This is a genomic window from Veillonella sp. T14073-2 (assembly GCF_002959875.1).
Classification (GTDB): Bacteria; Bacillota; Negativicutes; order Veillonellales; family Veillonellaceae; genus Veillonella; species Veillonella infantium.
Genome location: NZ_PPDC01000007.1, coordinates 17,063 through 43,323, shown reverse-complemented (window position 1 = coordinate 43,323; position 26,261 = coordinate 17,063). Strand labels below are relative to the sequence as shown.

Genomic DNA, 26,261 nt, shown 5'->3' with positions numbered 1-26,261 from the left:
ATTTAGATATATAATATGTATCCATCCATAAAAGGCATAGTATCAAAACTGCTGTTGGTGAAACAAGTAGTAAGATACCGTGCCTTTTTCTATGCCCATGAAAGCGTATTCATGAAATAAATTTCATATATTTATACTTAATACTTTCATATATATCATATATGATATATAATTTAATCATAGATTGGTACTTGTGTGTGATTAAAAAGAGAGGGTCATTATGAAACCACTAGTAAAAAAACTAACAACAGCAGTATTGTGTGTGACTGCACTCACATCTCCATTATTTTTGACTGGTTGTAGCTTTTCCAAGGTTGCAAATGGTGTACAACAAGGTGCTCAAAAGGCATCACAAGATGACGTTAAAGTGTTTAACAACTACATTAAAGCCATTGGCGATTTTAACAGTCATACAGTGCGCTTTGGCTATGCTATCGGCCCAGACATTCAAAAACTAAGAGAAGGTCAACATTTAACAAGCTTTATGTCACCACATTTTGATTCTTTACAAAAGAACTTACAAGCCGCTAAAGATGCTGGCGTGCCATATGATGATATGAAAGAACCTTTAGATAACGTATTGGCTGTATTAAAGGATATTGTACCAGTAGCCAGTGAATTGGATACGTACTACCAAACTAATTCATATCAAGCAGATAATTATGCTAAGGAACAACAATTAGGACCTAAATACGTTCAATTATATGATCAGTTCTATGCAGCGTATAATCAACTAGACGCAGTAGTTCATAAACATAACACGGAAAACCAACAAGAACAGTTGAAAGAACTTAAAGAGTCTGGCAAGAAAAATGCAGCGGCAGCTCAAGAAGTTCATTTACGTTTAACTGCTTTATTGGATGGCTTTGAAGACGGTAAACAAATTGATGTAAATGCAGTGAACCAAGAGTTACAAGGCATCATGGACGTATCTAATAGTATTACTAGTTCGGAATATAACAGTACTAAGAATTCATTAAATACAGCTATTGGTAGAATTCGTACATTCTTAGGTGACCAAACAAATGACCATTATAATGATATGGTTGAATCCTATAATCGCTTCATTGGCAGTATGAATCGTTTGGATATAAACAAACTTGATAAATAATATCTAATGGTATATACCGTTTCGTATAATGTTAGAGAGGGTCTTAAAATGAGCAAAAAAATGTTGTTACCAGTAGGTGTAGTAGTTTTAATTATTGGCATTGTTATTTTATTGTTAAATCCGGATCCAGCTACAACAAATTTGGAAATTGCAAGAAATGCTACCAATGCACGAGATGCAGCTAAAGCGATTTCTTCTAATAATCAAACCTATGCGTGGATGTATTCCATCGGCATGTTCTGTAGTGGCTTTGGTTTGTCCTTAACAATCGGTGGCATACTTGTAAAATTCCTTAAAAAAGACTAATAAATCATACGAATGCAATGGTTATGCTATGGTTAAACCATGACGGAATTAAGGTTCGGTAAAGGAAAAATAGAAGTAGAGTAGAAGCAGAATAAAAGCAAAATAAAAGCAAAATAAAAGCAAAATTAAAGGCTATACTGATATGTGTATCATTATTAGTATAGCCTTTTTTTGCCCCATAGATATTTTTAGATACCTTAAAACGTGATATAATTAATTCTAATGGGGCCTAGAGGGTAAAGGCTTTTGGAGGTTAGTATGAGTAGCATAGCGCATTTATTTGTGGCTGGTGGATTTGTTATGTATCCGCTAGTAATTTTTTTGCTCTTTGCGTTGATGATTGGCATTGAGCGAATCGTTTTGTATCGCAAGTTTACAAAGGACTTGCGTCGCTTTAATAAGGTTTTAGAAAAGAACCAAAGTTGGATTATGTTGCCGAGCGTATTGGAACGTGACACATTGGAGCTAGGTTCTTTGTTTGCTCGTGCAATTCGTAACGCTAAGAACTACAATAGCTTAGAGAATCGGTTGCAAGATATCGTATCTTATGCCGATGAGCGTTTGAAACGTGGTCTTAGCTGGCTCAGCATGATTGTAACGATGGCTCCTTTATTGGGCCTATTGGGGACCGTGCTTGGTATGATTCGCGCCTTTGCTGTAGTAGGCGGCGATATTGGTGCTCCTACTATCATTACTGGAGGTGTATCCGAAGCCTTAGTGGCAACGGCTACAGGCTTGACCGTAGCCATCATTGCTCTTGGCTTTCACAGTTACTGTGCGGCAAAGGTCAACGATTCTATTACTACATTAGAGCATGAGTGCGGCAACATCCTCGATGCGTACAACGAGGAGCATGATGTATGAGACGGCGCACATTAGGGGTTAAAAAAGAACCGACCATCATGATCATTCCTATGATCGATATCGTATTTTTCTTATTGGTATTCTTCATGGTGGGCACGTTGTACATGAATACAGAACAGCAAATTCCGCTAAACTTGCCGTCTGCATCGACATCTACAGCAAAATCTATTGAACCTATTACGATTACGCTCACCACAACGCACACGCTATATATCGACAATCAGGAAATCTCTTCCGACCGCTTGGCTGAAGAGGTACAATCCATCGTGAAACAAGCACCTCGACAAGCGTTTGTCATTCGCGCATCTAAAGATGTTTACTATAGCGAGGTTATCGCCCTTTTAGACATGCTCAAGGTGAATGGCGCTAAATATATTAGCGTCGCTACGGAACGGAAGTGATTCTATGTTTGAATCGCATTATTTGAAACCCTTTATTGTGTCCTTGGGGATTACGACTATACTGATTTCTGGTATGGGCCTTTCTTTGCGAGGAATGGCAGGTACAGGTGCTGCCCATGATGCGGCGGAAATTAGCTTTAATTTGCCTGATGATGGTGAAAGCGACACCGGGGTTGAAGCTGTTGAAACTGCACCGAAACCAGTGGAAAAACCTATGGAACAAACACAGGATGTAACTCCAAAAGGAGCGGCACCTAAGGCGAATTCTTTGGCGGATGAGCGCAAGCAAGAGGATGAACGTACTAAAGCGTTAAGTGAAAGTACAGCATCATCTAGTGTGCGCCGAGAATGGGTCATTCCAAAGGCTATTGAATCGGAAACGAGTAGCAGTGAACAAGCTGTAGTTACGCACGGAGCTGATTCTAAGGATGGAAAATCTTCCAAGAATAGTAAAGCGCCTATCGGTAAAAATATAACATCGGATCCAAATGCAACTGGAGATGGATTGCCTGAATCTAGTGACTTATCCTTCTTATCTGATTTAGCATTGAGTCTATTGACGCCAGGGCAACAAGCACTTTTACAAAAACCAGATATTAATCCTCATGACTATTTGCGGACTGTGCAAGAACAGGGGCGAGCATCTGTCGTAACAGGCAAGGTGGTAGTACGAGTTAATTTTGATGTTAACGGTAATGTCATCGTTGGGGAACATACGCCACTGATTGTGGACGATGTACCAGAAGCTGTACGAGACGAAGCGCTGCGCATCATCAAAAGCAGTGGCTCCATCGTTAACCGACGGGGTGAACCTGTTTACTTAGCGGTTCCCGTTATTCTAGGACAATAAAGAGGCATATCTCATACAAATGTATGCAAGATATGCCTCTTTTTGTGTTCATAAAACTGATGGACAGTTAGTGTATAATAAAAGTAGGTACACTAGTAAGCCGTACCAAGTAGTTCCTATCAGGAGGTTTATATGAAAGCTTATGAAATTTTGAACAATCCTTTCCTAAATAAAGGTACCGCCTTTACAAAGGAAGAACGTAAAAACCTTGGTCTAGAAGGTTTATTGCCTCCAGTTGTACAAACCTTAGAACAGCAAGCAACTCAAACTTATGAGTTATTTAGCCGCAAAGATTCTCTTTTACAAAAACGTGAATTCTTAATGCGCATTTTCTCTACAAATCGCACTCTATTCTTCAAAGTATTTAGCGAGCATGTTGTTGAAATGATGCCAATCGTTTATGATCCGGTTATATCTGAAAGTATAGAGCGTTTTAGCCACGAATTCATTGATCCAGAATATGCAGCCTATATTACAGAAGAAAATATAGATCAACTTGATTCCATTTTAGAACGAGCTGCAGATGGTCGTGATATTCGATTAATTGTAGTTACTGACGCAGAAGAAATCTTGGGTATTGGCGATTGGGGTACTAACGGCGTAGATATTTCTGTAGGCAAATTAATGGTCTACACTGCAGCAGCAGGTGTAAATCCTGAATGGGTACTACCAGTTGTACTTGATGTTGGTACAAATAGAAAAGAGCTTCTTGACGATCCATTATACCTAGGGGTTCGTAAAAACCGCATCACAGGAGATGCATACAACAAATTTATTGAAACTTTTGTTCGTCACGTAGAAGCTAAATTCCCTAAATTATACCTACATTGGGAAGATTTTGGTCGTGATCATGCTACTGAAATTTTAAAAGTATATCGTCCTCAAATTGCTACCTTCAACGATGATGTTCAAGGTACTGGCATCATTTCCCTTGCAGGCATCTTAGGAGCACTCAAAATTAGCGGTGACAAATTAACTGATAAGAGATATGTATGCTTTGGTGCTGGCACAGCAGGGGTAGGTATCGCCAACCTCGTAATGTCTGAAATGGTAGCGCAAGGGCTATCCGAGGAGGAAGCTAGAAGTCGTTTCTACCTCGTAGATAAACAAGGTCTCTTGTTTGATGACATGACAGACTTAACAGTCGAGCAAAAACCGTTTGCTCGCAAACGTTCTGAATTCGCTAATGCTAATGAATTAACTAATTTACATGCTGTTATTAAAGCTGTACAACCAGGAATCCTCGTTGGTACATCAACAGCACCAGGTACTTTCACAAAAGAGGTTGTCCAAGAAATGGCCAGTCATGTGGAAAGACCTATTATTTTCCCATTATCTAACCCAACAAAATTAGCAGAAGCAAGTGCAGAAGATCTGTTAAAGTGGACCGATGGAAAGGCACTCATCGCAACAGGCGTACCATATTCACCTATCGAACTTAACGGTGTAACATATGATATTGGCCAAGCGAACAATGCACTTATTTATCCAGGGGTAGGTCTTGGTGTATTAGCCGTCAATGCAACTCGCTTAAGTGATGCTATGATTTCCGCAGCAGCTCATTCTTTACAAGATATTGTAGATACAACAAAACCAGGTGCAGCTACATTACCACCGGTAGAAAAACTAACACAATTCTCTCGTACAGTTGCTAAAGCTGTTGCTGAATGTGCTATCAAAGAAGGTTTAGCACCTGAACAAGATGTTGATGCAGCGATTGATGCCATCTTGTGGAAACCAGAATACAAAAAATAATTAATAGCAGTTCATCAACAGACACATAAACAATAACAAGAGGCATACCTCACATACGCATGTATGTAAGATATGCCTCTTTTGTTATGCTTGCTATTTTGTTTTATAGAATAATTTTGAGTTCCTATACGTATGTAATCTATGTAGTATTAAATATTTGTTAGTCTTGATTAGTAAGCATTGTCTTAGTGGAGTTGAACACCGCAAGATATACGATGGCGCCACCGATAAATAATGTGATCTGCATAGGTGCACTAAATTGATCGACACGCCATAAAGCAAAGGCGTAGAAGAACATAGTCACTAGCATGATAAGAAAGGCGATGATAACGCGCACATTTGTGTTGACCGCTAAAGATGTAGTAATGCGAGACTTGTTGAGTATGACATAAATTAAGGATACGATGATATCTGCAGTAAAGATGGAGAATGCATAATTGATATCAAATTCCCCAAATAATACTATCGCCAAGCCAATAAAGCTGAGTCCGAAAAATAAGCGTAATAGAATACCTAGAATGTTAGATTCGTTGCGCTGTGCGCGGCGTTCTTTTCGATTTAAATTTGCCATGAAAGCCTCCCAATAATGATATACAAGTGCATGTATATTTCAGATAGCTCTAGTATATCATTTTATTAGCACGAATACATAGAGACGGAGTTAATATAACTCAATTCTATTAATTGTTTATTTAGAAAGGCGTCATAAGTAAAGTCATCATAAGTCAAAACGTATCATAAGACTTCAATGAATGGCCGTCATCTTCAACGAATACGAACGATTAGTAAATTTAATGTGATTATCATTCGGAAAATTTAGCTCCATTCATTGAATGGAGCTTTCACATATGGTACAATTATCCTATAAGAAATCTAGCTTTTATCATGCAAAGGAGACATCATGATACCACGTTATACACGAGAAGAAATGGGCCATATTTGGAGCGAACGCAACGAGTTCGACACAATGTTATTAGTAGAAACATTGGCATCCGAGGCGCAAGCTGAGTTGGGAGTTATCCCTAAAGAAGCGGCTAAAGCCATTCGTGAAAAAGGCAATTTCGACGTTGAACGCATTCATGAAATCGAAAAGGAAACAAACCACGATATCATTTCCTTCGTAACAGCAGTAGGCGAATACGTAGGTCCTGAAGCGGCTAAATACATTCATCTTGGCCTTACATCTACTGACGTTAAAGATACAGCGCTTGGTTACATGATGAAACAAGCATGCGACATCTTGATTGAAGATTTGAAACGTTTGCACGAAGTATTGCGTCGTCGCGCAGCTGAGTTCAAATATACACCTATGATCGGCCGTACACATGGTATTCATGGTGAACCTACTACATTTGGTCTGAAATTAGCATTGTGGATGGCTGAAGTAGAACGCGACATCGAACGCATGGAACATGCTCGTAAAAGCGTAGCTGTTGGTAAATTATCCGGTGCTGTTGGTACATACTCCAACATCGATCCATTCGTAGAACAATATGTATGCGAAAAATTAGGTCTTGAACCTGTTAAAATCGCTACACAAGTCGTACAACGTGACCGTCACGCTGAATTATTGTCCACTATCGCTGTTGTAGGCGGTACATTGGATAAAATTGCGTTGGAAATCCGTCATCTGCAACGTACTGAAGTGCGGGAAGCAGAAGAATATTTCAGCCCTAAACAAAAGGGGTCCTCTGCGATGCCACATAAACGCAATCCTATTACATGTGAAAGAATCTGCGGCATGGCTCGCTTGCTTCGCGGCTATGCTCAATCTGCTTACGAAGACCAAGCTTTGTGGCATGAACGCGATATTTCTCACAGCTCTGTAGAACGTGTCATCTTGCCAGACGCAACAATTGCATTGAATTACATGCTTCACCTTACAATCCGCACAATTGATAAATTGTTAGTATATCCTGAAACAATGCTTAAAAACCTTAACCTTACAGGTGGTCTTGTGTTCAGCCAAACAATTTTGACTCACCTTGTAGATAAAGGTGCAGTGCGTGACGAAGCATACCGTTGGGTTCAAAAATATGCTATGGAACGTTGGCTTGAAGGCAAAGATTTCGCTACAGGTCTTAAATCTGATGAAAATATCAAGAAATATATGACTGCTGAAGAAATCGATGCATGCTTCGATCCGCATAAATTATTGAAACATGTTGATACAATCATGGCTCGCTTTGGACTATAATTGTAGGGTACTTCCCATATAACATATGAAAGACTAGGGTAGGTATAGACCAACAGCCTATGGCACATGCATTAGGTGTTGGCTATATCTACTCTTTTTATTTTGAAAGTAACTAGGAGGTTATATGAAACGTATTATACGAAAGTATGGGCCACCTATTTTTCATTGTATTAATGACTTTGGGCAAGGCTCGCTAGCGGCGCTCATACCGTTTTTTATTGCTAACTTTGGGCTCAATTATTATCAATCGGCATCTATTATTTTCTGTAATACCGTGGTAGCCTCTATTGCGCAGCCTGCATTGGGCTATGTGGCCGATCGTTGGCGCGTGCCTTGGTTTATTCCAGTAGGCTTTTCCATAACATTAGTCTCCATTAGTTCCATTGCACTGGCGACGAGCTATGAGATGATACTTGCTCTATCGCTCATTGCAGGCCTTGGGGCTGCATTGTTCCATCCTGAGGCAGCACTTCTTGTAAACCGTATGCAATCCAATGAGCTTGGTAATGCTATGGGGCGCTTTGCCGTAGGTGGTAGTGCTGGTTTTGCAATGGGGCCGCTCCTTGCTGGTGGTGTGTACGTCTTTGGCGCTCAGTTCCTTTGGGTGTTCACGGCCATTGCTTTAATTGGCGTGTTATTGTATGTGTATGCCTTTACAGGTTCTGCGGCTACCGATGTTGTTGGTGAAAGTAAAAGCTCTGCTAAGTCCACTAATACTGGTGCCAACGATTGGGTAAGCTTCGGCAAGTTATTCTTTGTCATTGCTTCTCGCTCCATATTGTTCTCTGTACTATCTATCTTTATTCCTATTCTATACATTACCGTTATTAACGGTGAAGCTAGTGCCTCTAGCTTGGCGCTAACTATGTACTTTGCAATGGGTGCAGTCCTTACCTATATGGGCGGGGCTTTATCTGATAAATTAGGCTTCCTTAAAACGGTGCGCTTAGGCAATCTTATCTTCTTGCCATCCGTTTTAGTGTTTATATTTGTGCCTAATATCTGGGGCTTCTTCGGTGCTATGATACCGATAGCCTTTGGCGTATTCTCACAATATGGACCAATTACCGTACTCGGTCAAAAATACCTTGCTAAAAACGCTGGCTTTGCATCGGGAATTACCTTAGGTCTAGGTATTACTTTAGGTGGCCTTGTAACTCCGTATGTAGGCCATTTAGCTGATATCTATGGTGTGCAAACAGCATTGATGACATTGATACCTGTAGGACTTATGGGGCTTTTAATGAGCCTATGGCTTAAGGAACCGAAATAATACTAGGATAATAAAAAGAATAAAAACGTAGAGATTTCGACTAACTAAAATAGAATATTTTGATTAGATAAAATGTCAATACATGGGAGGTGACTAATGGTCACCTCCCATTTGTTTATTGTCTTTAGACTGGTTCGCGACGTAGTCGCGAATCATTAAACCACCCGCTATGCGGGTGCGGCAACGAAAGTTATACAAAAAAATCACCTTACTTAAGTATAATGTAGGTGTTCAAGCCGCATTATATGCAAAAGAAAGGTGATTTTATATGGCAACAAAGACACAGAGCCTTGCGCACACAAAATGGTTATGCAAATACCACATAGTATTTACACCTAAGTATAGACGTAAAATTATATATAATCAATACAGAAATAGTTTGCGTGAAATACTGAGACGTTTATGTGAATATAAGGGCGTCAAGATTATAGAGGGGGAGCTTATGGCAGATCATGTGCATATGCTAGTATTAATCCCACCTAAAATATCAGTTTCATCTTTTATGGGATATTTAAAAGGTAAAAGTGCTCTAATGATGTTCGATAAACACGCAAACTTAAAGTATAAATTTGGAAATAGACACTTTTGGTCTGAGGGTTATTATGTTAGTACAGTAGGTTTAAATGAGGCTACAGTAAAGAAATATATACGTGAGCAAGAGTTACATGACCAAATGAAAGATAAACTTAGTGTAAAAGAATATGAAGACCCTTTTAAGGGTAGCAAGTAATACATATCCCCTTTGAGGGGAACGTTACGAGTCAATGGCTATGCGGCTTGAACGTAGTGAAAGCCAGCGCCTTTAGGCGCTGGCCTAGTACTACGGGCTTATAGCCCGTGAGCAAACCACCCGTTTTACGGGTGGTTCTGATTACTTTCGAAGGTTAGATATTTATATTGGTTATAGTAAGACTTTGACTTTCAATATTTCAATATCTTTACTAGATATATGTTTTAACATATAATTTAAGTGAAGATTTCTTCTAGCATTAGGAGGAATAAGATGGATACGTTTTCTGTTGTTTTTTATGAAACTCTTAGTGGAGAAAAGCCCGCAAAAGTATTCTTAAATGAGCTCTCAGATAAGCAACGAGCTAAAACCATCCGAGATCTAAAGATACTTGAATTATATGGTAATCGTTTGAGAGAGCCTCAGTCTAAACATTTAGAAGATGGTATTTATGAATTACGAACGAAGCAAGGTTCAAATATTTCTAGAATATTGTATTTCTTTTTTGTAGGAAAGCGAATTGTTTTAACTAATGGTTTTATAAAAAAATCTATGAAAACACCGAAGAATGCTATTGAGTTAGCTGTTAGATATAAGAATGATTATATTGAGAGGTATACATAATATGGAAACGTTAGATCAATATTTAGAGAAACAATTAAAAAATCCGAAGTTTAAAAAAGAGTGGGATGAGTTAGAGGATGAATATCAAATCATTCAAAATATTGTAGAGGCTCGTCTCGCAGCTCATTTGACTCAAATGCAGTTATCTGAATTAACAGGTATTACCCAGTCTGATATTAGCAAGATTGAAAATGGTAATGGAAATCCTTCTTTGAAAACTCTGCAGAAAATAGCGCGTGCTTTTGGGAAGAAACTAAAGATTGAATTTGTATAAATACTTTCACAGAGTCCGAACATTGTTGTATAATGATAATGAATTATTTCGACTTTCACATGGAGGATATAGATATGGCAACAAGTATGGTTATCGGCACTCAATGGGGTGACGAGGGTAAAGGTAAGATCGTTGACTGGATCGCAGAACGTGCAGACGTTGTAGTGCGCAGTCAAGGTGGTAATAACGCAGGTCATACTGTTGTGGTAGATGACAAAGCATTTGCACTTCGCTTGTTACCAAGCGGTATTTTGTATGATAACAAGCAAAATATCGTTGGTACTGGTGTTGTAATTGACCCTAAAGTATTGTTACAAGAAATTGAAGGCCTTGAAAAACAAGGTAAATCTGCAAAATCCCTTCATATTTCTGATCGTGCGCATGTTATTATGCCATATCATATCGCTTTAGATAATGCAGAGGAAGCATCCAAAGGGGATGCTAAAATCGGTACTACTAAAAATGGTATCGGTCCGTGCTATGCTGATAAAATTAATCGTATTGGCATCCGTATTTGCGATTTGTATGACTTGGAAACATTCAAACAAAAATTAGCATACAATGTAGAATTCAAAAACAAAATGCTTACTAAGGTTTATGATGCTGAACCTGTTAACTACGATGAAATCTTAGCGGATTACATCAAATACGCTGAAGCATTGAAACCATATGTAACAGATACTAATATTGCTGTTCTTAAAGCAGTTCAAGAGGATAAAAAGGTATTATTCGAAGGTGCGCAAGCTACTATGCTTGACCTTGATCATGGTACATATCCATTCGTAACATCCTCTCATCCAATCGCTGGTGGTGCTTCCACAGGTGCTGGCATTGGGCCAAACTACTTGAAAAATATCTTCGGCGTAGTAAAAGCTTATGCAACACGCGTTGGTGCAGGCCCATTCCCTACAGAACTTCTTGATGGAACAGGCGATAACCTTCGTGAGCTTGGTCATGAGTTCGGTACTGTAACTGGTCGTCCTCGTCGTTGCGGCTGGTTAGACCTTATGGTTGTAAAATACGCTGCAGGTCTTAACAGCCTTGATTACCTCGCTATCACTCGTTTAGATATTCTTGATACTTTTAAAGAATTAAAAATCTGCGTAGGTTACAAATTGAATGGTAAAGACGTAGAAGGCTTCCCAGCTAACTTGAAAGATCTTGAAGCATGCGAAGCTGTTTACGAAACATTACCAGGCTGGGAAACTGATATCTCTGGTATCCGTAAATACGAAGACCTTCCTAAAAATGCTCGCAAATATGTAGAACGCATTGCAGAAGTAACAGGCGTACCTTTGGGTATCGTATCCGTTGGCCCCAATCGTAATCAAACTATTGATTTAGTAAACGTATTCTAAGCTATACTAATTTGATATAGTACAAATGATTGCATTCGATAGTGTCGATGTAGCAGTATAATTTCTAAAATTTTACTGCTATGCAATCGATTTATAGAATTATACAGATGAGGCTCCTCTAAGAGGAGCCTTTTGTAATGAAATGAATTAGACTACAAAAAAAGTATAATATATCTAATCCTTTCGGTTGCTAATATGGTGCGGTATATCGAAGTATGCTATAAGGTTATCGTAAAAGGTGTATATCAAAAATTCTATAGAAAAATATTGCATAAAATTTTTATATATACAGTTTGGTGTATAACTAAATAAATCTATGAGATGAAAATTTATTTAAAATATTCACAATATACAAACTATGACGTGATTAAATCAGTTTATAATGTGGTAAAAATTACTCATCTATATGAAAATGGTATTCACAATAAATTATTAAGATACAAATATAAAGAAAAAAATAGATTTACATTAAGAAATAGTATATAATAGAGTGAAGAAAGTAGATTGATATTTTTTGATACGGATTTGAGGAGTTAAAGATATGGTTGAAGTTTCTTATGAACGTTTAGCTACGATTTTTAAGGCATTAAGCGATGAAACAAGATTACACATCATCGATATGTTGTCTTGCAATGAATTATGTGCAGCTGATATTTTAGCTAGCTTCAATTTGTCTCAATCTACGTTGAGCTACCACATGAAAATCTTAATTGATGCAGGTGTAGTTAACTCTCAACGTAATGGCTTATGGACTCGTTATTCCATTAATGAAGCTACATTTGGCGATATTTTAGAGATCATCCCTCAATTATATAAATCTAAGGATGAGTGTATTTGCGCACAAATTAAATACTGCCGTATTTCTGAGCACGAAAAAGAAGCGTAACAATGAGACGATGGATTATGCATGTTGATATGGATGCATTTTTCGCGTCCATCGAACAATTGGATCATCCAGAATATAAAGGCCACCCCGTAATTGTGGGTGGTCTTTCTTCACGTGGTGTCGTTGCTACTTGTTCCTATGAGGCGCGCAAATATGGTGTTCATTCCGCCATGCCTATTTCACGGGCTAAGAAACTTTGTCCCGATGGTATCTACGTATATCCTCGCATGGATCGCTATAAAGAGGTATCTCAGCAGATATTTTCCATTATGAAGGAATTTACTCCTTATATTGAGCCTTTATCTATCGACGAAGCCTTTCTCGAGGTGAGCGGTATGTCTACCATGTACAGTGGCCCTAAAGCACTGGGCAGAGCCATTAAAGACCGCGTATTTGAAAAAACTGGACTCATCATCTCTGCAGGTTTAGCACCGAACAAATTCCTTGCCAAACTAGCTTCCGATTTAGATAAACCAGATGGCCTTGTGGTCATACCTTACGGCCGTGAAAAAGAAATCTTAGCTCCGTTACCGATTAAACGCATTTGGGGCGTAGGTCCTCGTACGGAGAAAATCTTGAAAACAGGGGGCTTTCACTTGATGAGTCATATTCAAGCGTTACCTGATGAAAGCAGTTTAATTCCTCTCGTTGGTAATCAGGCACGCCGCATATGGGAACTGGCTAACGGGATAGACGATAGACCGGTGGAAACAGATCGTAAAATACAGTCTATCGGAGCTGAGGAAACCTATGAAGAAGATTTAACAGATGGCAGTGCTATAGAACTAGAGTTTAGATACTTTGCGAACCGCTTATCAAAACGATTAAGAAAACGGAACCTCTTAGGTCACACCGTGTCTATTAAGGTTCGTTACGATGATTTCACCACCGTATCCCGCCAAAAGCGGTTAGATACGCCATCAGACCATGAGCATGTGTTCTTTGAAACAGCATTGCTCTTGTGGAATAAACTCATGCAAGATAAGACCAGTAAAAAACCGAAAGGCACAAAGAAAGACATTGAAGTGTTAGGAGCTACTACGAAGGTTAAATCTACAAATTTAAAATCTACAAATTTAAAATCTATTAATTCAAACTATAGTAGTTCAAACTATGGTGGTTCTAGTGAGATTGCCTTTATGGATCCTCCGGGTTCTATCCGTTTATTAGGCCTTACCGTGAGTGGTCTCGATGAAGAGGTACCTATGCAAGATAGTCTTTTCGAATCACCTAAAAATGAGACTGAAAATAAACTAGCTGGGGTATTAGATTCATTAGAGTCTAAATTTGGTGAAACGGCCGTTATGAGTGGTGCATTATGGCAGCGCTTTCACGGAGACAATGGAACGCGTAGAAAACGGTCGGAACTAAAGTCTGCAGTAGATGCACAATCTACTAATGAGGATGTGGAATCTGCTAAAATGGATAAGGGCCTTGACCTATATAAGAATGATGATGTAGGCGACATTAACGAAGACATATAACTTGATACAATAGACTCATAAAGTTTATATTGAATACTTTCACTAATATAATTGTTCATGTTACAATATGAATATAGTGTTTAAAAATTACCGCAAGAGAGGTATAGATATGAGTTTATTTCGTGTAGCCATCCATTATGGCATCAACAGCAATGGTTTCTTGTCCTATGACACAGAAACAAAAACAGTGTCCGTAGATTTACCTGAACAAGAGTGGGCTGATAAGGTTATCGCTTACTTGAACAATGAACATGCCATCGAGCATGCTACAGGTCTTGATACATATGAACGATTGAATGTAAAACCATTAGAATCTTTGGATAACTTAAAATTAGCTTTAACACGCATGTGGGAAGCTATCGACGTACAAGTCGACTGGAGCCGTCCAGCGTAACTAAGACGAAGCCCCTCCTTGCTATGTAGGACATAGTAAGGAGGGGCTTTTGTCATGGAGATTGTATTTAAATATTATTAATCAAATTTCTTATTTGTTAGGTCTTGATACATAAGCTTAGCGATTTCATACTGCGGATCGCCGGCTTGCAATTGGTGGGATGGTAGTTTAAATACAGCTTCAGCTCTTTCCTCTTTCTTGATATCGATGCCTTTTACATCTTCGGACCGACTTATGGAAATGGTATGTGTTGTTGGATTTATGAAGTATGCATTTACATCGATGCTGAAAGCTTTGTTTTCGTCTTTTCTCATGATTACACGTAGAATCATAGCTGAAATAGCAGTAGTGCCATCTTTTTCACCTAATAGCTGCTTAGATGTATAGTCCACATAATCTGCATAGACATAAATATCGCCTGGCTTTGCATTGTCATAATCTTGTGTATAAGCCTCTACTAAACGCAAATCGAGTTGTCTGCCGAATGGTCTAGAGAACATTTCACTTTGTAATACGCGTGTTTCACTAACAGGTGGATAGGACGGTATTGGTGTTAAACCTTTTAGCATATCTGTGCGTGTTTCATCTTTTCTTTTAGCCTGACGTTCTGCAGTAACCTTATCTAAGCGTTTACGCTCCTTTAACATGGCCTTTTCTTGTTCTTCTTTAGATTTATAAGTTTTTACGGATACAACACGGTTACCAGACATAGTCACCGTTGAATAGACGGGTTTATCTTTGGTCGGGTTTCCCTTAGTAGCATCAAGCGTAGATTGCACTATAGCTGGAGTTGCGCTTTCAATAGATTGTTTTAGCTCTGGAATATTAGAATAATCCATCTCAACCACTGCAGCGTCTGTGCTTTCACTTGGCTGTACAGGTGTAGCCCCATATGCAGATGATATAGCTAATACAACTAATAGTGAACTGGTAATAATTGATCGTTTACATAGTTTCATTACATATACCTCTTTTTTATAAGAACTCTCTAATACTATCAACAGCTGTATTATAGCATATTCTTTGTATAGATAGCTTTAAAGATGTATTTACTTATCTCTAAAAGAGTGTATACAGCTATCTAAATTTAATTGAATGGAGATATTATGTATAGGCTCTTTATTATTTTGGGAAAACATACAAATCTATAGAGGGATTTTGCATAACTATGTAGAATTACATTGTGTATTGTATTTATGCAGAGATCAAATGTGGTTAGGAGGCAATTATGAAACGTAGTAGTTTGGCATGGTATGTAGCGGTGGCCTGTCTTGGTAGCAGCCTTTGCGTAGGTTCTGTAGTAAAGGCGGATTCTCCGACGACGGTGAAAGCAAGTAGCGTCGTTCCTACTACTGTTACAACTCAGGTGCAATCGGCTCAGCCTGTTAATACTACAGTAGCTAATAATGCGGTAGTCAATAATGTAGCAGCTAATAATGGAGTATCTAATGGTGCTGTGGTGAATGATGCGGCAATACAGGCGGAACAGGTAGCGCTCAAGCAAAAGCAGCAGTACCAAGCTGACACAGAGACGATGGGTCTGTTATGGATGCGCACCTCTGCTGAGTACAGAGCGTTAGTCTATCAGGGGTACAACGTGGCGCTGAATATTGTTAAAATGGCTGTTTATGATCCATCGCATCAGAGAAAGCCGTTAGCTATCGTTCTTGATGCAGATGAAACAGTAGTAGATAATACAAAACTGATGGGTGAAAGCATCGCTAATGGTAATGGTAGATTCGATGGTCCTTGGTGGCGAGCAGCGGTCCATAAAGGCGAATCTCGCGCTATGCCAGGTGCGGTCGAATTTTTAAATGAAGTACATAAACAAGGTGTAGAAATTTTCTACGTATCAAACCGTTACGCCCCAGTAAACCTTGACGTAACAATACAAAACTTTAAAGAATTAGGCTTCCCATCCGTTGATAAAGACCATGTACTACTATTCGAAAAAGACTCTGACAAACAACCTCGCTTTGATGCGATTGCTAAAAAATATGCTGTCGTTTTATACATGGGCGATAACGCTGGTGATTTTCCAATCGGCACAAAAGGCAAGACACTAGCTGAAAGAAATGACATCATCTATGCTCATAAAGAAGACTTTGGTACTACCTTTGTAGTATTCCCAAACCCTGCTTATGGATCTTGGGTAAGTGCATTAGCTAAAGGCTACCAAAACCTAAGCCCAGAAGAACAAAAACAAGTGAACAACCAATACCTACAACAATAAGGACGCCTTGCGTATACTTTATTAAAAACGATATAATAAAGTATACATGCGTCTATAGCTCAGTAGGATAGAGCAGCAGTTTCCTAAACTGCGTGTCACTGGTTCGATTCCGGTTAGGCGCACCAGTATAGAAAAGAAGGCATACAGCTTTTATAAGCAGTATGCCTTCTTTTTTGTATTATCTTGCAATTCTTATGAGCTAGAATTATAATATTAGGGTAATATTCATATTTTATTCATATTTTCACAATGAATAGTGTATAGAGAGGTACAATAAGATTCAAGTTCCATTAGATAGCTTTGAATCTTTTTTAGGTTTATTGTTTGTGTTGTCTTAAAAGGGGGAAAACACATGAAAAAAGAATTGCTGCTAACAGTCATGATCACTGCAACTATTACTACAACAGGGTTTGCAGCATCCAATTTAGATATTAGTGCTACAACTGCTGCGCCACTAAGCATGAAAAATTCTATTGCTTATGGTGGAAATAACAAAGTTGAGAATGGTATGTTCTCTCCTGTAAATAATATATTGCTCGGTGGTGATAATAATACAGTTCGACCTTCTGCTTCTAATAGTATCACCTCTGGAATGAATAATACTGCATCTGGTCCGGGCAGTATCGTAGCAGGTTGGTATAATACAAACTCTGCTACTCACAGCTTGGTAGTAGGTACTAGCAATACTGTTGGTGGTACTAATAATATCGTAGGCGGCTTTGGCCATGCCAATAATGACAATGCGATTAATTCTTTATTAGTTGGTTCATATAATAGTATTGACGGACAAAACTCGGTGGCTTTAGGTAAGAATAATACCATTAAAGGTAATAATGCTTTGGTAGGTGGTACTGGTGCTAAGGTTCAAGGTAATAATGCTATCGCCTTTGGTGATACTGCGAAAGCAACAAGCGATGATGCGTATGCCATTGGTCGTAAAGCAGAAGCAACTGCTCTAAATACAGTTGCTATTGGTAATAATGCAAAGGCCAATAACATTATGGGCACAGCGATTGGCTATAATGCAAAAGCAAAAAATGATTACGCTACAGCAGTAGGTTATAGCTCCACAGGTTCTGGTAATCAGTCCTCTGCATTTGGTTTCAATTCGGAAGCAACTGCTATGAATACAACTGCAGTGGGATCTTATGCAAATGCTAGCGGTGCGTATTCTACCGCATTGGGCTTTAAAACTGCAGCTTCTAATGAGGACTCTGTAGCATTAGGCAACTATTCTACTAGTGCTGGTAAAAGTGCCTTTGCTGCTGGTACATTAGCTAACGCAGCAGAAAAGGACTCTTTAGCAATCGGTCATAGCGCAACTACAACAAAGGAAAATGGCATCGCTATCGGTACGAATGCGACTGTAGATGGCGTTGATTCTATTGCTATCGGTAAAGCAGCTAATATTGCTAAGGCAGGTAGTATTGTAATTGGTAGAAATACGACGGCTGATGAATTAGCCGTATCCATCGGTACTGACTCTGTAGCAACTGGCTGGGGTGGTACTGCAGTAGGTACTATTTCCAAAGCAACTGGTGCTCAATCCACTGCTATCGGTGATAATGCGCAAGCATCTGATACATATTCTACAGCACTTGGTGTGTCTTCCGTAGCGTCCGGCAGAGCCGCTAATGCGATTGGCCTCTCTAAAGCGACAGGCTTTGCATCCAATGCTATTGGTTTTGTCGCAGAGGCTTCTGGCAAGAATGCTACAGCAATAGGCAATGCAGCTAAAGCTCTTAATGAAAATTCCATCGCTATTGGTACAAATGCGAAGGCTGCTACAGATAACAGCATTGCACTTGGTGCTAAGTCTGTTACTGACACAGCTGTATCTACTAGTTCCGGTGTAATCGGCGGCAGAACTTATAACTTTGCCGGTGGAAATGCAGTTGGTACATTGAGCATTGGTGATAGTGGTGCAGAACGTACCATTACAAATGTAGCAGCAGGTCGTGTATCTGCTACATCTACTGATGCAGTCAATGGCTCTCAACTGCATGCTATTAAAGATGTAGTAGATAATCATGAAAACCGTATCACTACGATCGAAGGCGATATTAATACGTTAAATAATCGTATTATTAATGGTGGAGCGAATAGCTTGAATGAAGCTAAGGCGTATACGGATCAACAAGTATCTAGCGTAGCGGCTGCTTCTGCAGCACTAGCTGGCTTGCATCCATTAGATTTTGATAAACATGACAAATGGTCCTACTCCGTTGGCTTTGGTAACTATAAAAATGCTAATGCAGCGGCGTTAGGTGCGTTCTATCGCCCTAATAAAAACACCATGTTTAATGCTGCTACTACCGTTGGTAACGGCCGTAATTCTATTAGCTTAGGTGCCAATTTTAAATTTGGTAAAAGCTCTGAAGAGGTAACTACTGAAGATGCTACACAACTCAAGAAAGATATGAAAGACCTATCTGAAAAATATAATGAGTTAGAACGAAAATATACTGAATTGGCAGCTAAATTAGAATCTAAATAATTAGAACCTAAATAAGAATCCAAATAGTGTGATCAATACTCCTACAAGACGTATCTTGTAGGGGTATTTTTTATCCTATGCTTTCATTATAAGTATTCCTTAATAATGATATAATTAAGATATATATTCAGTTACATATTCAGTTACATATTCAGTTACATATTCAGTTACATATTTAGTTACATATTTAGTTACATATTTAGTTACATAGTCAGTTAAACATTATATGTAAACAGCAGTATATGGGGGAGAGTGCATATGAGCTTTTACAATTGGATTCAAGAAAAACTATTTGATAATTTCGAAGAATGGCGCTTGAAGAGCCCTGGTTCTAATGGAAACGGTTTTAATATAGTCGGAATAGATAATACCTTAAAGGCTATGCATGATGGATTTTATATGTACATGGAGTTATACCCACCTCATGCCATCGATGGATGTACAGCCATGAAAGCACGTGTAGGTAAAACGCAGGATGCAGTAGATTTATTCTTAGATATAGATGGCAAGACCTATCGTATGGCTGATGTAAGTTATCCTGACGCAGTGAAGATGATGCGGGCTTTTATGAAAAAACGCAGAGTACCTGACTATAGTTTGTGTGTAGAAGCAGTGTATCTAGATATTGATCAGATGCGATCTACATTTACAGAATTAGCAACGTTGTTGCTAGGTGATGCAAAACAAGCTAAATCGTTTATGACCAAGGTAAAGTTGAGCTCCCTGGAAGAATTGGAAGATAGCTGGTGGAACCTCTATGAGGAACTACTCTCTAAAGGATATGCCGTAGAGTTAGACTGTAAATGTGAACTAGAGGATTTTATTTATCATGTACAGAAGTTAATACGTAATAAGTCTTTAGATACTAGAGAAAATCTAACTATTGATACAGCAACATTAGATGAAGATCAAGTTATTATGGACTGGTGTGCTAGTCTTAATTCTACGTGGGAAAACTATACGTTAGCAGGCATGGACACAGGAACCGATAGCTTTGTACTTATGGTGCTTTCAAATGAGGAATTCAAAATAGCCAAAGAACTAGCGAAAGAACTATTACATAGAATTGATGTAGCTGAACACTTGTGATGCAACAGAACATTTTAATGTTATAGAAGTAATTATACTATGGCATCATCTGTAAAAGGATGTAGTTCTAACTGTAAATAGTTTGTACCGTAAAATGTGATGAATAGGAGAGAGTCATATGAGTATTGTACGTTTACCAGAATATGAAGCAGAGTTTGAATCGGAAGAGTTTGAAATCTATGCATTGCCACGCAGCGATGCGAATGGGGCTAGTCCTTATTTAGATAAGTATCATAGACCACTGGTGGACACCGATGCTATCCTAGATACTCGAACTGGTATGCTTGACCGTAGCGAAGGCATTTTGACGTGGATTATTGAGGGCCTTGATGATAGATGGGGTTATTCTTTTGAGCCCCATGGGGTCTATAAATTATTGGTTAAGAAAGCAAAGCCTTTAGAGGACTTGGGCTATATGCGCCCCTCTTGGAATAATCGCTATTATGTGCTTGAGGTATTAGAGGAGCATGCTAAACATAGAGAATTAGAGGCGTTGTCGGCGTATTTGAAAACCCCTAAATACCTTCATACTGACCGGGGTGACTTCCTGTTAAATCGAGAGTATCAATATTACACAGCCAGAATTGATGATTATGCTTTCACCCTTGATGTGGATGAGGACTCTGATGAAAGTTGTACCGTAGCATTGGCTGCTTTCAATACAATCGATAATTTTAAAGCATTTGAACAACGAATTAGTACCTATATTAGTGAAAAATTACTAGATCTTGCTAATGATTGGCTCGACAATGATGACCAAGATCCGATTACGTCAGACGTATTTGCTAAGCGTATTACGATGGGTGAATTGGCATTTCGTAACGATGGCACCATAGAGGTCTATTATGACGACGATGATATCTTCTGGGGGCACTGTATCATAGCTCATATTGATGCGGAGGGAAACCCTGATGATGCAGATATTGCGGGATGATTAACTAATGGAGCGTCCTGATGAGAAAATCCGAATTAATGACTTTATGGAATGTTGAAAGCTGGTCTGAAGAACCGTATGGCGTTTACTTTGTATCTCGCAGATTGGGCACTAATTGTTTAGAGAATGAAGGACAAGCCTTTCAAAAACTTAATATTAGTTGCACCAATTATACTGAGGCTGAGGTGCTTTCACTGCCAATGTGGGAACAATTATATGTTGAATTAGATGAATTAGATCAACTAGCACAGGAACTCATACAACAGAAAATACCGCAAGAAGAGTCTATTGTACTAACCTTAACCGATATTATGCTAGATAAGTCAGGTTGTTACGATGCATTTGCGCTAGGCTATGATGTGGGAAAATCCCCAGCAGGACATCTATATATTTTGGTTTCCTTTGATGAAAACTTTACGGCTCAACAAGATGTGATTTACGAAACTTTATAAAGTTGTTTTAAAGTGGTGACACTGGTGTGGCAGTTTAGCTAAAGATATAAGTGATACATAGGAGAGAGACGATGGAAAATCTGTATAAAGAGTTAAGAAGTTTCTTTGTCAATGACATTGATGTAAATGATTTATTTGATTCTGAAGCTATTATCTGGATTGATTGGCGCGAGGATGACGAAGATGTGGTGCGCTATTTTAATGATATGATGGATGAGCCTATCCACATTCAAACCGTTAGCAATGGCAAGCTATATGGTGACGATATTGTGTTACAAAAGGGCGATAATGAACTCTTAATTCCTTACGGTGATGAGAAAGATCGGGATGTAACCATCAAATACTTTAACGACTTCGTTCAGCCTGATTATGAGGTGCGCTGGTTTGTTGAAAGCCTTGGAAACGATACGCTTGGGTTTACCGTGCTTTCAGGGGCAGAATGGGCCAATTTAGAAGATGAATTTGGTACAGATATAGTTCGTTACTATTTTGAACCTATTAATCTTGAAAGTAACATGTTTAATCTCGATATGGACGAGGTTTCTACGTTGTTAGAATTACGGGAAAATAAGAGATGAAATAGAGTAAATATGCGAATCTATAAGAGGTAAGAATATGGATTATTTAAAAATATTACAGGAAGACTCTAGCTTAGCAGCAGATTTTGATGCTTTATTTGATTTCTTTTTGCTCGATGAGCCAACGGAGCGGGATGAGGTAGAGGGGCGATGCACCTTTTCCTTGGATGGAAAGGCTTTTGCTCGAGATGGTGCCGGCGGTGAATATCATCAATTAGAGGATGGCTCTATCGGTTATGTCAGCAGCGAAGGTCAATGTGGTCGTATAGCTGAAAGTATAGATGATTTAATCTATTTGTTGGTATATAGCATTTGCTGGCATGATTATTGTGACTCCAGCCAGTATACAGACATGGATACTCTCGAAGCCTATGCCAATGAGCGTTATGATGAAATCGCTTCTTATACAGAAATGGAAATATGGGAAGAGGTTGTCAAGGCGCTAGGTATGCCTTCCGAAGCAAATGTGGCTGTTGAATTACAAAAGTTCTATGATGCGGCACATCGAGAACCTCTGTACCAAGGCTTTTACCATGAAGAGGATAGTAGCATTACACCATATGAAAGTCTATTTTTTTAATATGTAAAATGGGAAAATAATCAGCAATAAAAGAGTATTTCAAGCGGTTTTGTGTTGTTATAGGAGAATCGTATGGCAATTGACGGAGTGAAGATCATAGATAGTGACGACGGTCATGATATTTATAATGCCATTGTTGAGCGGTACAAGGATGGTATCAGTGTAGATACGATCATTTCTGACATTTTAAGTGAAGAAGAAAATTTTTGTACTGATGAGTTTTATACAGAAATTTATTGGACTGCGGTGGCCTATTCGTTATGGAAGATAGGGCATCTATCAACTGATATTAAACAGAAAGCCTTGGATATAATCGCTCAGGGTCCTAATGAGTTTTGGCTGGAAATCGATGATAAGGCCCTTAAACAGCGTCAAAAGGTATTGGATAAGTTAGCAGTACAGCTACAGAGCGAAAATCCGAAGCCTATTAAGGTTCGTAAATCTAAAACAAAAAGAGTACCTTATTTTAAGGTGGGCGACGTATTAGCTGTTAAATTTGAAAACGAGTATGGTGCTATTTTTGTCTCTGACGTGGATCAATCACCGCGGAAAATCGAATATCATTTAGCCTGTACGCGGCTTTTACAAGAAGAAAAACCGACAATGGAGCAGTTTCTAAACAGCAAAATCGCATGCCGAAAAGATAATACAAATTTTGGTATCGATACAGACTGTTGGTTCAATCATAAGGACTTAGGCTTGTTACTGGATAATTTGGAAATTATCGGGACAGTTGAACTATATCCGTGTAAATTATGGACACTAGCACCAAGAAGAACGCTTGAGGATATCTATGAGGAGATTACAGATGAGCCTAGGATTGGAAAACTGCGTCTCATAGACACCTATGAACTAGTGAAAGAGGTTGTTCAGGAATAATCATCGATAAATGCACTGATCTATGGCGTACATATAAATGTGCAAATATAAAATTGTTACTATAAAGGTGTAAATTTAATGGATACTGTAACTAAAAAATACATAGAGACCGTACAAGTCAGTGATATACCGTGGCATCGGTTAACGACCTCTTATGGACGGGGCACAGATTTTCCTAATCAATTTGATGTTTTATGGAAGATGGACAGTATTGAAGCTGTTGATGTGGCTGGTGAGGACATAGCGTTAAATATTGAGCATCAATCCACATTGTGGCATGCTACACCATTCGCCATGATTTTCTTGCTTCGTATTTTTAAGAAAGCCCAGGAAGAGAGCGCTCAGAATGAAGTAGCTCATTATTTAGCAGAACAATTGGTTGAGTTGTTTACTGTGATTGCTGAGTGTATCCGAGATGGTCTTATGCTAGAGCATGCAGATCCATTGCCGAACTTTGAGGATATGCTCAACGAAGAATACCTATGGTCTGAAGACTACGATGAAGATGAAGACGTTCTTAGATATGAGGAAGAAGATGTATTTCCTGATGATTTATTCTTTAGCTTCTATTACTACTCACTGCAAGTGCTTTTACTAGGTAAGCCATTATTAAATAAAGCTAATGAAGGAGAGGCTAATTTACTAGAATTACTGACAGAGATAGAGTACTAAATAAGCGATAGAGTACTATATATCTAAGGGGATTACAGATTATTACACTTCTACTGAGATTATAGGATTAGGAGGTTATGGACTATGGGATTAATTGCTAATTATAGCTGTTTAAGCGATGTAAATTTAAAAGAGCTTAAAGCCATGGGCGCAGAAGAAGAGGAAATTCTTGAGAGCGTTGAAGAGTGGAATGACGATGATGAATTATTGCTTGATATCGACAAGATGTGGGATGTGCTCCATTTCGTGCTTACCGGCGTAAGCACTGACCATAAGGATGATAATAACCCTCTTAGTCAAGCTGTGCTTGGCATAACAGCTGTTGAAGAAATATCGGATTACTTAGCGTATACCGAACACGATAAGTTAGCAGATATCGTGGCAGCTCTAGATCAATTTGATATTGAAAACGCTCTGGAATCTTTCGATATGAAAGCCTGTAAAGAGGCTGAGTTATACCCAAATATTTGGGACTATGACGAAGAAGAAGAGGAAATCATAGATGAAATTCTCCATGACTTCGAGCAGATGAAACGCTTTTATAAACAAGTGCTAGAGGCTAACGGGCATGTGCTTGTATCGATTTGCTAGGCCTGTTATAATCTGTTGGCTATGGCTCTGGTTATAGATAAACTAATTATAGGACTGACGAAGATGAGGAATTGTAAATGGCAGTGTTAACAGAAAAGCAAATTAAATATGGCTTTGACTACTATCATAAGGATGAGAAACAACTAAAATCTGTAGTTGAGGTTTCTGAATATGATGGTGAAGACAAGCTGATGATTAATTGCACACAGCTAGATGAAGACTATTCTGCTAAAGATAAGAAACGCATTTTACAGGAGTGGTGTAGTTTTTTAGTTGAACATCCAGATACTTTTACAGAGCTTATGTTTTGTACAAGAATGCCACAGGAGTTATTTGATGCGGTGTGTACCCAGCGTAGACTTAAAAGGTTACATATAAAATGGGGCGTTTATCCAGATATTTCAAGATTAGAGAACTTACAAGAACTAGAATATCTACACATTGGGTCCGGAAGAAGTGTATCGAGCTTAGAGCCTATTTCAAGATTAGTAAATTTAGTAGCACTGTCGATTGAAAACTTTCAACAAATTGATGATTATGCGCCATTAGCTAATCTAAAACATCTTGAAAGTCTCGCCTTAGAAGGTGATTTCGCGGCTCCTAAAATTCTTAAGGTTCAATCCTTAGAATTTTTACGCCATATGAAACAGTTGCGCTTTTTTAGCTTTTTAACGGCAAAGGTGATAGATAAAGACTACTCTCCTGTTTTAGAACTCAATAATCTAGAACATCTTACGTTAAAATCTTGTAAAGAGGTTAAGCAGTTGTATCCTCAATTCGTTAAACTACCAAAATTAAAATATGGCACAGTTTTAGAACGACCAGAATTATATGAAAAATAAGGCTTGAGATATAAGTCATGAGCTATAACTTATAAGATATGAAAGGGAGTAATTATAATGGACAAAGCGCGTAAAAAGGAATTATTGAAAGACTATAAAGCTAAAGAAAAACAGAGTTTTCTAGATAGCTTACCTATGGATGAAGAGTTGTTTTGGAATCTCTTTGATTATGTAGACGAGAAATTAGAAACAAATGACGGTTGCGATCATAGTTTGACTTTCACAAGAGAGTTTTTAGAAAAACAAAAGGTAGATGTTGAAAGCGTACTAGATTGGATTATCAACGAAGGTGGCGGTTGTGATTGCGAGGTTCTCTACAATGTAGAGGAACGTTTTGAAGAGTTCGGTTAATAGTATTTTCTATAGTTAACTCCTTTTATTTGCAGGCGTTATTATAAAGGTATATA

28 protein-coding genes, 1 tRNA gene and 1 pseudogene are annotated in these 26,261 nt (G+C 38.5%); 28 read left to right on the top strand and 2 right to left on the bottom strand.

Annotated features, from left to right (window positions below; translation table 11 throughout):
• Positions 1–220 precede the first annotated feature (220 nt).
• The 6 genes and pseudogenes from VCHSUH04_RS07710 to VCHSUH04_RS07685 all read left to right on the top strand — a co-directional run.
• On the top strand, positions 221–1,111 hold the full coding sequence (locus VCHSUH04_RS07710) for a DUF3829 domain-containing protein (RefSeq protein WP_105086058.1): 891 nt from the start codon (positions 221–223) through the stop codon (positions 1,109–1,111).
• A 48-nt stretch (positions 1,112–1,159) separates the two neighbouring features.
• Complete coding sequence (locus VCHSUH04_RS07705; protein WP_105086057.1) at positions 1,160–1,417, top strand: hypothetical protein; 258 nt, start codon at positions 1,160–1,162, stop codon at positions 1,415–1,417.
• 258 nt (positions 1,418–1,675) lie between these two features.
• Entirely contained in the window at positions 1,676–2,281 is a 606-nt protein-coding gene (locus VCHSUH04_RS07700) for a MotA/TolQ/ExbB proton channel family protein (protein WP_105086056.1), read from the top strand.
• The gene (locus tag VCHSUH04_RS07695) at positions 2,278–2,682 is read left to right on the top strand and encodes a biopolymer transporter ExbD (RefSeq protein WP_009352440.1); all 405 of its coding nucleotides are present in this window, start codon (positions 2,278–2,280) and stop codon (positions 2,680–2,682) included. The genes VCHSUH04_RS07700 and VCHSUH04_RS07695 overlap by 4 nt, the downstream gene beginning before the upstream one ends.
• A gap of 4 nt (positions 2,683–2,686) precedes the next feature.
• Positions 2,687–3,532, top strand: a complete 846-nt coding sequence (locus VCHSUH04_RS07690) for a hypothetical protein (protein ID WP_105086055.1) — start codon at positions 2,687–2,689, stop codon at positions 3,530–3,532.
• A gap of 126 nt (positions 3,533–3,658) precedes the next feature.
• A pseudogene (locus tag VCHSUH04_RS07685) lies at positions 3,659–5,287 on the top strand (malolactic enzyme); the annotation flags it as partial.
• Between the two features lie 160 nt (positions 5,288–5,447).
• On the opposite strand, the gene VCHSUH04_RS07680 reads toward VCHSUH04_RS07685, so the two are convergent.
• On the bottom strand, positions 5,448–5,858 hold the full coding sequence (locus VCHSUH04_RS07680) for a CAAX protease (RefSeq protein ID WP_105086053.1): 411 nt from the start codon (positions 5,856–5,858) through the stop codon (positions 5,448–5,450).
• A gap of 330 nt (positions 5,859–6,188) precedes the next feature.
• Between VCHSUH04_RS07680 and purB the strand changes: the two genes are divergently transcribed.
• From purB to VCHSUH04_RS07635, 9 genes are all read left to right on the top strand, one after another.
• The gene (gene purB, locus VCHSUH04_RS07675) at positions 6,189–7,484 is read left to right on the top strand and encodes an adenylosuccinate lyase (RefSeq protein ID WP_005385009.1); all 1,296 of its coding nucleotides are present in this window, start codon (positions 6,189–6,191) and stop codon (positions 7,482–7,484) included.
• Positions 7,485–7,608: 124 nt separating this feature from the next.
• On the top strand, positions 7,609–8,757 hold the full coding sequence (locus VCHSUH04_RS07670; RefSeq protein WP_105086052.1) for an MFS transporter: 1,149 nt from the start codon (positions 7,609–7,611) through the stop codon (positions 8,755–8,757).
• A 268-nt stretch (positions 8,758–9,025) separates the two neighbouring features.
• Positions 9,026–9,487, top strand: a complete 462-nt coding sequence (tnpA, locus tag VCHSUH04_RS07665) for an IS200/IS605 family transposase (RefSeq protein ID WP_105086051.1) — start codon at positions 9,026–9,028, stop codon at positions 9,485–9,487.
• Between the two features lie 273 nt (positions 9,488–9,760).
• Positions 9,761–10,111 carry a type II toxin-antitoxin system RelE/ParE family toxin gene (locus VCHSUH04_RS07660; protein WP_105086050.1) on the top strand — a complete coding sequence of 117 codons (351 nt, stop codon included), beginning with the start codon at positions 9,761–9,763 and terminating at the stop codon, positions 10,109–10,111.
• Between the two features lies 1 nt (position 10,112).
• Complete coding sequence (locus VCHSUH04_RS07655; RefSeq protein WP_105086049.1) at positions 10,113–10,385, top strand: helix-turn-helix domain-containing protein; 273 nt, start codon at positions 10,113–10,115, stop codon at positions 10,383–10,385.
• Between the two features lie 74 nt (positions 10,386–10,459).
• Positions 10,460–11,743 carry an adenylosuccinate synthase gene (locus VCHSUH04_RS07650; protein ID WP_105086048.1) on the top strand — a complete coding sequence of 428 codons (1,284 nt, stop codon included), beginning with the start codon at positions 10,460–10,462 and terminating at the stop codon, positions 11,741–11,743.
• Between the two features lie 541 nt (positions 11,744–12,284).
• The gene (locus VCHSUH04_RS07645; protein WP_009352539.1) at positions 12,285–12,629 is read left to right on the top strand and encodes a helix-turn-helix transcriptional regulator; all 345 of its coding nucleotides are present in this window, start codon (positions 12,285–12,287) and stop codon (positions 12,627–12,629) included.
• A 2-nt stretch (positions 12,630–12,631) separates the two neighbouring features.
• The gene (gene dinB, locus VCHSUH04_RS07640) at positions 12,632–14,113 is read left to right on the top strand and encodes a DNA polymerase IV (protein WP_105086047.1); all 1,482 of its coding nucleotides are present in this window, start codon (positions 12,632–12,634) and stop codon (positions 14,111–14,113) included.
• 109 nt (positions 14,114–14,222) lie between these two features.
• A complete protein-coding gene (locus VCHSUH04_RS07635; RefSeq protein ID WP_105086046.1) occupies positions 14,223–14,507 on the top strand; it encodes a hypothetical protein in 285 nt (94 codons plus the stop codon).
• 77 nt (positions 14,508–14,584) lie between these two features.
• On the opposite strand, the gene VCHSUH04_RS07630 is transcribed toward VCHSUH04_RS07635, so the two are convergent.
• Positions 14,585–15,466 carry a hypothetical protein gene (locus VCHSUH04_RS07630; RefSeq protein WP_105086045.1) on the bottom strand — a complete coding sequence of 294 codons (882 nt, stop codon included), beginning with the start codon at positions 15,464–15,466 and terminating at the stop codon, positions 14,585–14,587.
• Positions 15,467–15,735: 269 nt separating this feature from the next.
• Here VCHSUH04_RS07630 and VCHSUH04_RS07625 point away from each other — a divergent pair, with 269 nt between their 5' ends.
• The 13 genes from VCHSUH04_RS07625 (at position 15,736) to VCHSUH04_RS07565 (ending at position 26,205) form a co-directional block, all read left to right on the top strand.
• Positions 15,736–16,740, top strand: a complete 1,005-nt coding sequence (locus tag VCHSUH04_RS07625; protein WP_105086044.1) for a 5'-nucleotidase, lipoprotein e(P4) family — start codon at positions 15,736–15,738, stop codon at positions 16,738–16,740.
• A gap of 48 nt (positions 16,741–16,788) precedes the next feature.
• A tRNA-Arg gene (locus tag VCHSUH04_RS07620) sits at positions 16,789–16,865 on the top strand.
• Between the two features lie 227 nt (positions 16,866–17,092).
• Positions 17,093–19,237: a YadA-like family protein gene (locus tag VCHSUH04_RS07615; RefSeq protein ID WP_105086043.1), complete on the top strand. Its 2,145-nt coding sequence runs from the start codon at positions 17,093–17,095 to the stop codon at positions 19,235–19,237.
• Between the two features lie 258 nt (positions 19,238–19,495).
• Positions 19,496–20,326 carry a DUF6630 family protein gene (locus tag VCHSUH04_RS07610; RefSeq protein WP_105086042.1) on the top strand — a complete coding sequence of 277 codons (831 nt, stop codon included), beginning with the start codon at positions 19,496–19,498 and terminating at the stop codon, positions 20,324–20,326.
• A 118-nt stretch (positions 20,327–20,444) separates the two neighbouring features.
• Entirely contained in the window at positions 20,445–21,260 is an 816-nt protein-coding gene (locus tag VCHSUH04_RS07605; protein WP_105086041.1) for a DUF2262 domain-containing protein, read from the top strand.
• 20 nt (positions 21,261–21,280) lie between these two features.
• Entirely contained in the window at positions 21,281–21,712 is a 432-nt protein-coding gene (locus VCHSUH04_RS07600; protein ID WP_105086040.1) for a hypothetical protein, read from the top strand.
• A 71-nt stretch (positions 21,713–21,783) separates the two neighbouring features.
• Positions 21,784–22,290: a hypothetical protein gene (locus VCHSUH04_RS07595; protein WP_105086039.1), complete on the top strand. Its 507-nt coding sequence runs from the start codon at positions 21,784–21,786 to the stop codon at positions 22,288–22,290.
• A gap of 37 nt (positions 22,291–22,327) precedes the next feature.
• On the top strand, positions 22,328–22,870 hold the full coding sequence (locus VCHSUH04_RS07590) for a hypothetical protein (protein WP_105086038.1): 543 nt from the start codon (positions 22,328–22,330) through the stop codon (positions 22,868–22,870).
• A gap of 72 nt (positions 22,871–22,942) precedes the next feature.
• On the top strand, positions 22,943–23,749 hold the full coding sequence (locus tag VCHSUH04_RS07585; RefSeq protein ID WP_054747324.1) for a hypothetical protein: 807 nt from the start codon (positions 22,943–22,945) through the stop codon (positions 23,747–23,749).
• 78 nt (positions 23,750–23,827) lie between these two features.
• Positions 23,828–24,421 carry a hypothetical protein gene (locus VCHSUH04_RS07580; protein ID WP_105086037.1) on the top strand — a complete coding sequence of 198 codons (594 nt, stop codon included), beginning with the start codon at positions 23,828–23,830 and terminating at the stop codon, positions 24,419–24,421.
• 84 nt (positions 24,422–24,505) lie between these two features.
• Positions 24,506–25,012: a YfbM family protein gene (locus VCHSUH04_RS07575; RefSeq protein ID WP_105086036.1), complete on the top strand. Its 507-nt coding sequence runs from the start codon at positions 24,506–24,508 to the stop codon at positions 25,010–25,012.
• A gap of 77 nt (positions 25,013–25,089) precedes the next feature.
• Positions 25,090–25,854, top strand: coding sequence for a hypothetical protein (locus VCHSUH04_RS07570; RefSeq protein ID WP_105086035.1), 765 nt, complete (start codon positions 25,090–25,092; stop codon positions 25,852–25,854).
• A gap of 57 nt (positions 25,855–25,911) precedes the next feature.
• The gene (locus VCHSUH04_RS07565) at positions 25,912–26,205 is read left to right on the top strand and encodes a DUF2695 domain-containing protein (RefSeq protein WP_105086034.1); all 294 of its coding nucleotides are present in this window, start codon (positions 25,912–25,914) and stop codon (positions 26,203–26,205) included.
• The last annotated feature ends 56 nt before the right edge of the window (positions 26,206–26,261 follow it).

Coding starts and splice junctions, on each gene's coding strand:
- VCHSUH04_RS07710 (WP_105086058.1), top strand. CDS start 221: ATGAAACCACTAGTAAAAAAACTAACAACAGCAGTATTGTGTGTGACT.
- VCHSUH04_RS07705 (WP_105086057.1), top strand. CDS start 1,160: ATGAGCAAAAAAATGTTGTTACCAGTAGGTGTAGTAGTTTTAATTATT.
- VCHSUH04_RS07700 (WP_105086056.1), top strand. CDS start 1,676: ATGAGTAGCATAGCGCATTTATTTGTGGCTGGTGGATTTGTTATGTAT.
- VCHSUH04_RS07695 (WP_009352440.1), top strand. CDS start 2,278: ATGAGACGGCGCACATTAGGGGTTAAAAAAGAACCGACCATCATGATC.
- VCHSUH04_RS07690 (WP_105086055.1), top strand. CDS start 2,687: ATGTTTGAATCGCATTATTTGAAACCCTTTATTGTGTCCTTGGGGATT.
- VCHSUH04_RS07680 (WP_105086053.1), bottom strand. CDS start 5,858: ATGGCAAATTTAAATCGAAAAGAACGCCGCGCACAGCGCAACGAATCT.
- purB (WP_005385009.1), top strand. CDS start 6,189: ATGATACCACGTTATACACGAGAAGAAATGGGCCATATTTGGAGCGAA.
- VCHSUH04_RS07670 (WP_105086052.1), top strand. CDS start 7,609: ATGAAACGTATTATACGAAAGTATGGGCCACCTATTTTTCATTGTATT.
- tnpA (WP_105086051.1), top strand. CDS start 9,026: ATGGCAACAAAGACACAGAGCCTTGCGCACACAAAATGGTTATGCAAA.
- VCHSUH04_RS07660 (WP_105086050.1), top strand. CDS start 9,761: ATGGATACGTTTTCTGTTGTTTTTTATGAAACTCTTAGTGGAGAAAAG.
- VCHSUH04_RS07655 (WP_105086049.1), top strand. CDS start 10,113: ATGGAAACGTTAGATCAATATTTAGAGAAACAATTAAAAAATCCGAAG.
- VCHSUH04_RS07650 (WP_105086048.1), top strand. CDS start 10,460: ATGGCAACAAGTATGGTTATCGGCACTCAATGGGGTGACGAGGGTAAA.
- VCHSUH04_RS07645 (WP_009352539.1), top strand. CDS start 12,285: ATGGTTGAAGTTTCTTATGAACGTTTAGCTACGATTTTTAAGGCATTA.
- dinB (WP_105086047.1), top strand. CDS start 12,632: ATGAGACGATGGATTATGCATGTTGATATGGATGCATTTTTCGCGTCC.
- VCHSUH04_RS07635 (WP_105086046.1), top strand. CDS start 14,223: ATGAGTTTATTTCGTGTAGCCATCCATTATGGCATCAACAGCAATGGT.
- VCHSUH04_RS07630 (WP_105086045.1), bottom strand. CDS start 15,466: ATGAAACTATGTAAACGATCAATTATTACCAGTTCACTATTAGTTGTA.
- VCHSUH04_RS07625 (WP_105086044.1), top strand. CDS start 15,736: ATGAAACGTAGTAGTTTGGCATGGTATGTAGCGGTGGCCTGTCTTGGT.
- VCHSUH04_RS07615 (WP_105086043.1), top strand. CDS start 17,093: ATGAAAAAAGAATTGCTGCTAACAGTCATGATCACTGCAACTATTACT.
- VCHSUH04_RS07610 (WP_105086042.1), top strand. CDS start 19,496: ATGAGCTTTTACAATTGGATTCAAGAAAAACTATTTGATAATTTCGAA.
- VCHSUH04_RS07605 (WP_105086041.1), top strand. CDS start 20,445: ATGAGTATTGTACGTTTACCAGAATATGAAGCAGAGTTTGAATCGGAA.
- VCHSUH04_RS07600 (WP_105086040.1), top strand. CDS start 21,281: ATGAGAAAATCCGAATTAATGACTTTATGGAATGTTGAAAGCTGGTCT.
- VCHSUH04_RS07595 (WP_105086039.1), top strand. CDS start 21,784: ATGGAAAATCTGTATAAAGAGTTAAGAAGTTTCTTTGTCAATGACATT.
- VCHSUH04_RS07590 (WP_105086038.1), top strand. CDS start 22,328: ATGGATTATTTAAAAATATTACAGGAAGACTCTAGCTTAGCAGCAGAT.
- VCHSUH04_RS07585 (WP_054747324.1), top strand. CDS start 22,943: ATGGCAATTGACGGAGTGAAGATCATAGATAGTGACGACGGTCATGAT.
- VCHSUH04_RS07580 (WP_105086037.1), top strand. CDS start 23,828: ATGGATACTGTAACTAAAAAATACATAGAGACCGTACAAGTCAGTGAT.
- VCHSUH04_RS07575 (WP_105086036.1), top strand. CDS start 24,506: ATGGGATTAATTGCTAATTATAGCTGTTTAAGCGATGTAAATTTAAAA.
- VCHSUH04_RS07570 (WP_105086035.1), top strand. CDS start 25,090: ATGGCAGTGTTAACAGAAAAGCAAATTAAATATGGCTTTGACTACTAT.
- VCHSUH04_RS07565 (WP_105086034.1), top strand. CDS start 25,912: ATGGACAAAGCGCGTAAAAAGGAATTATTGAAAGACTATAAAGCTAAA.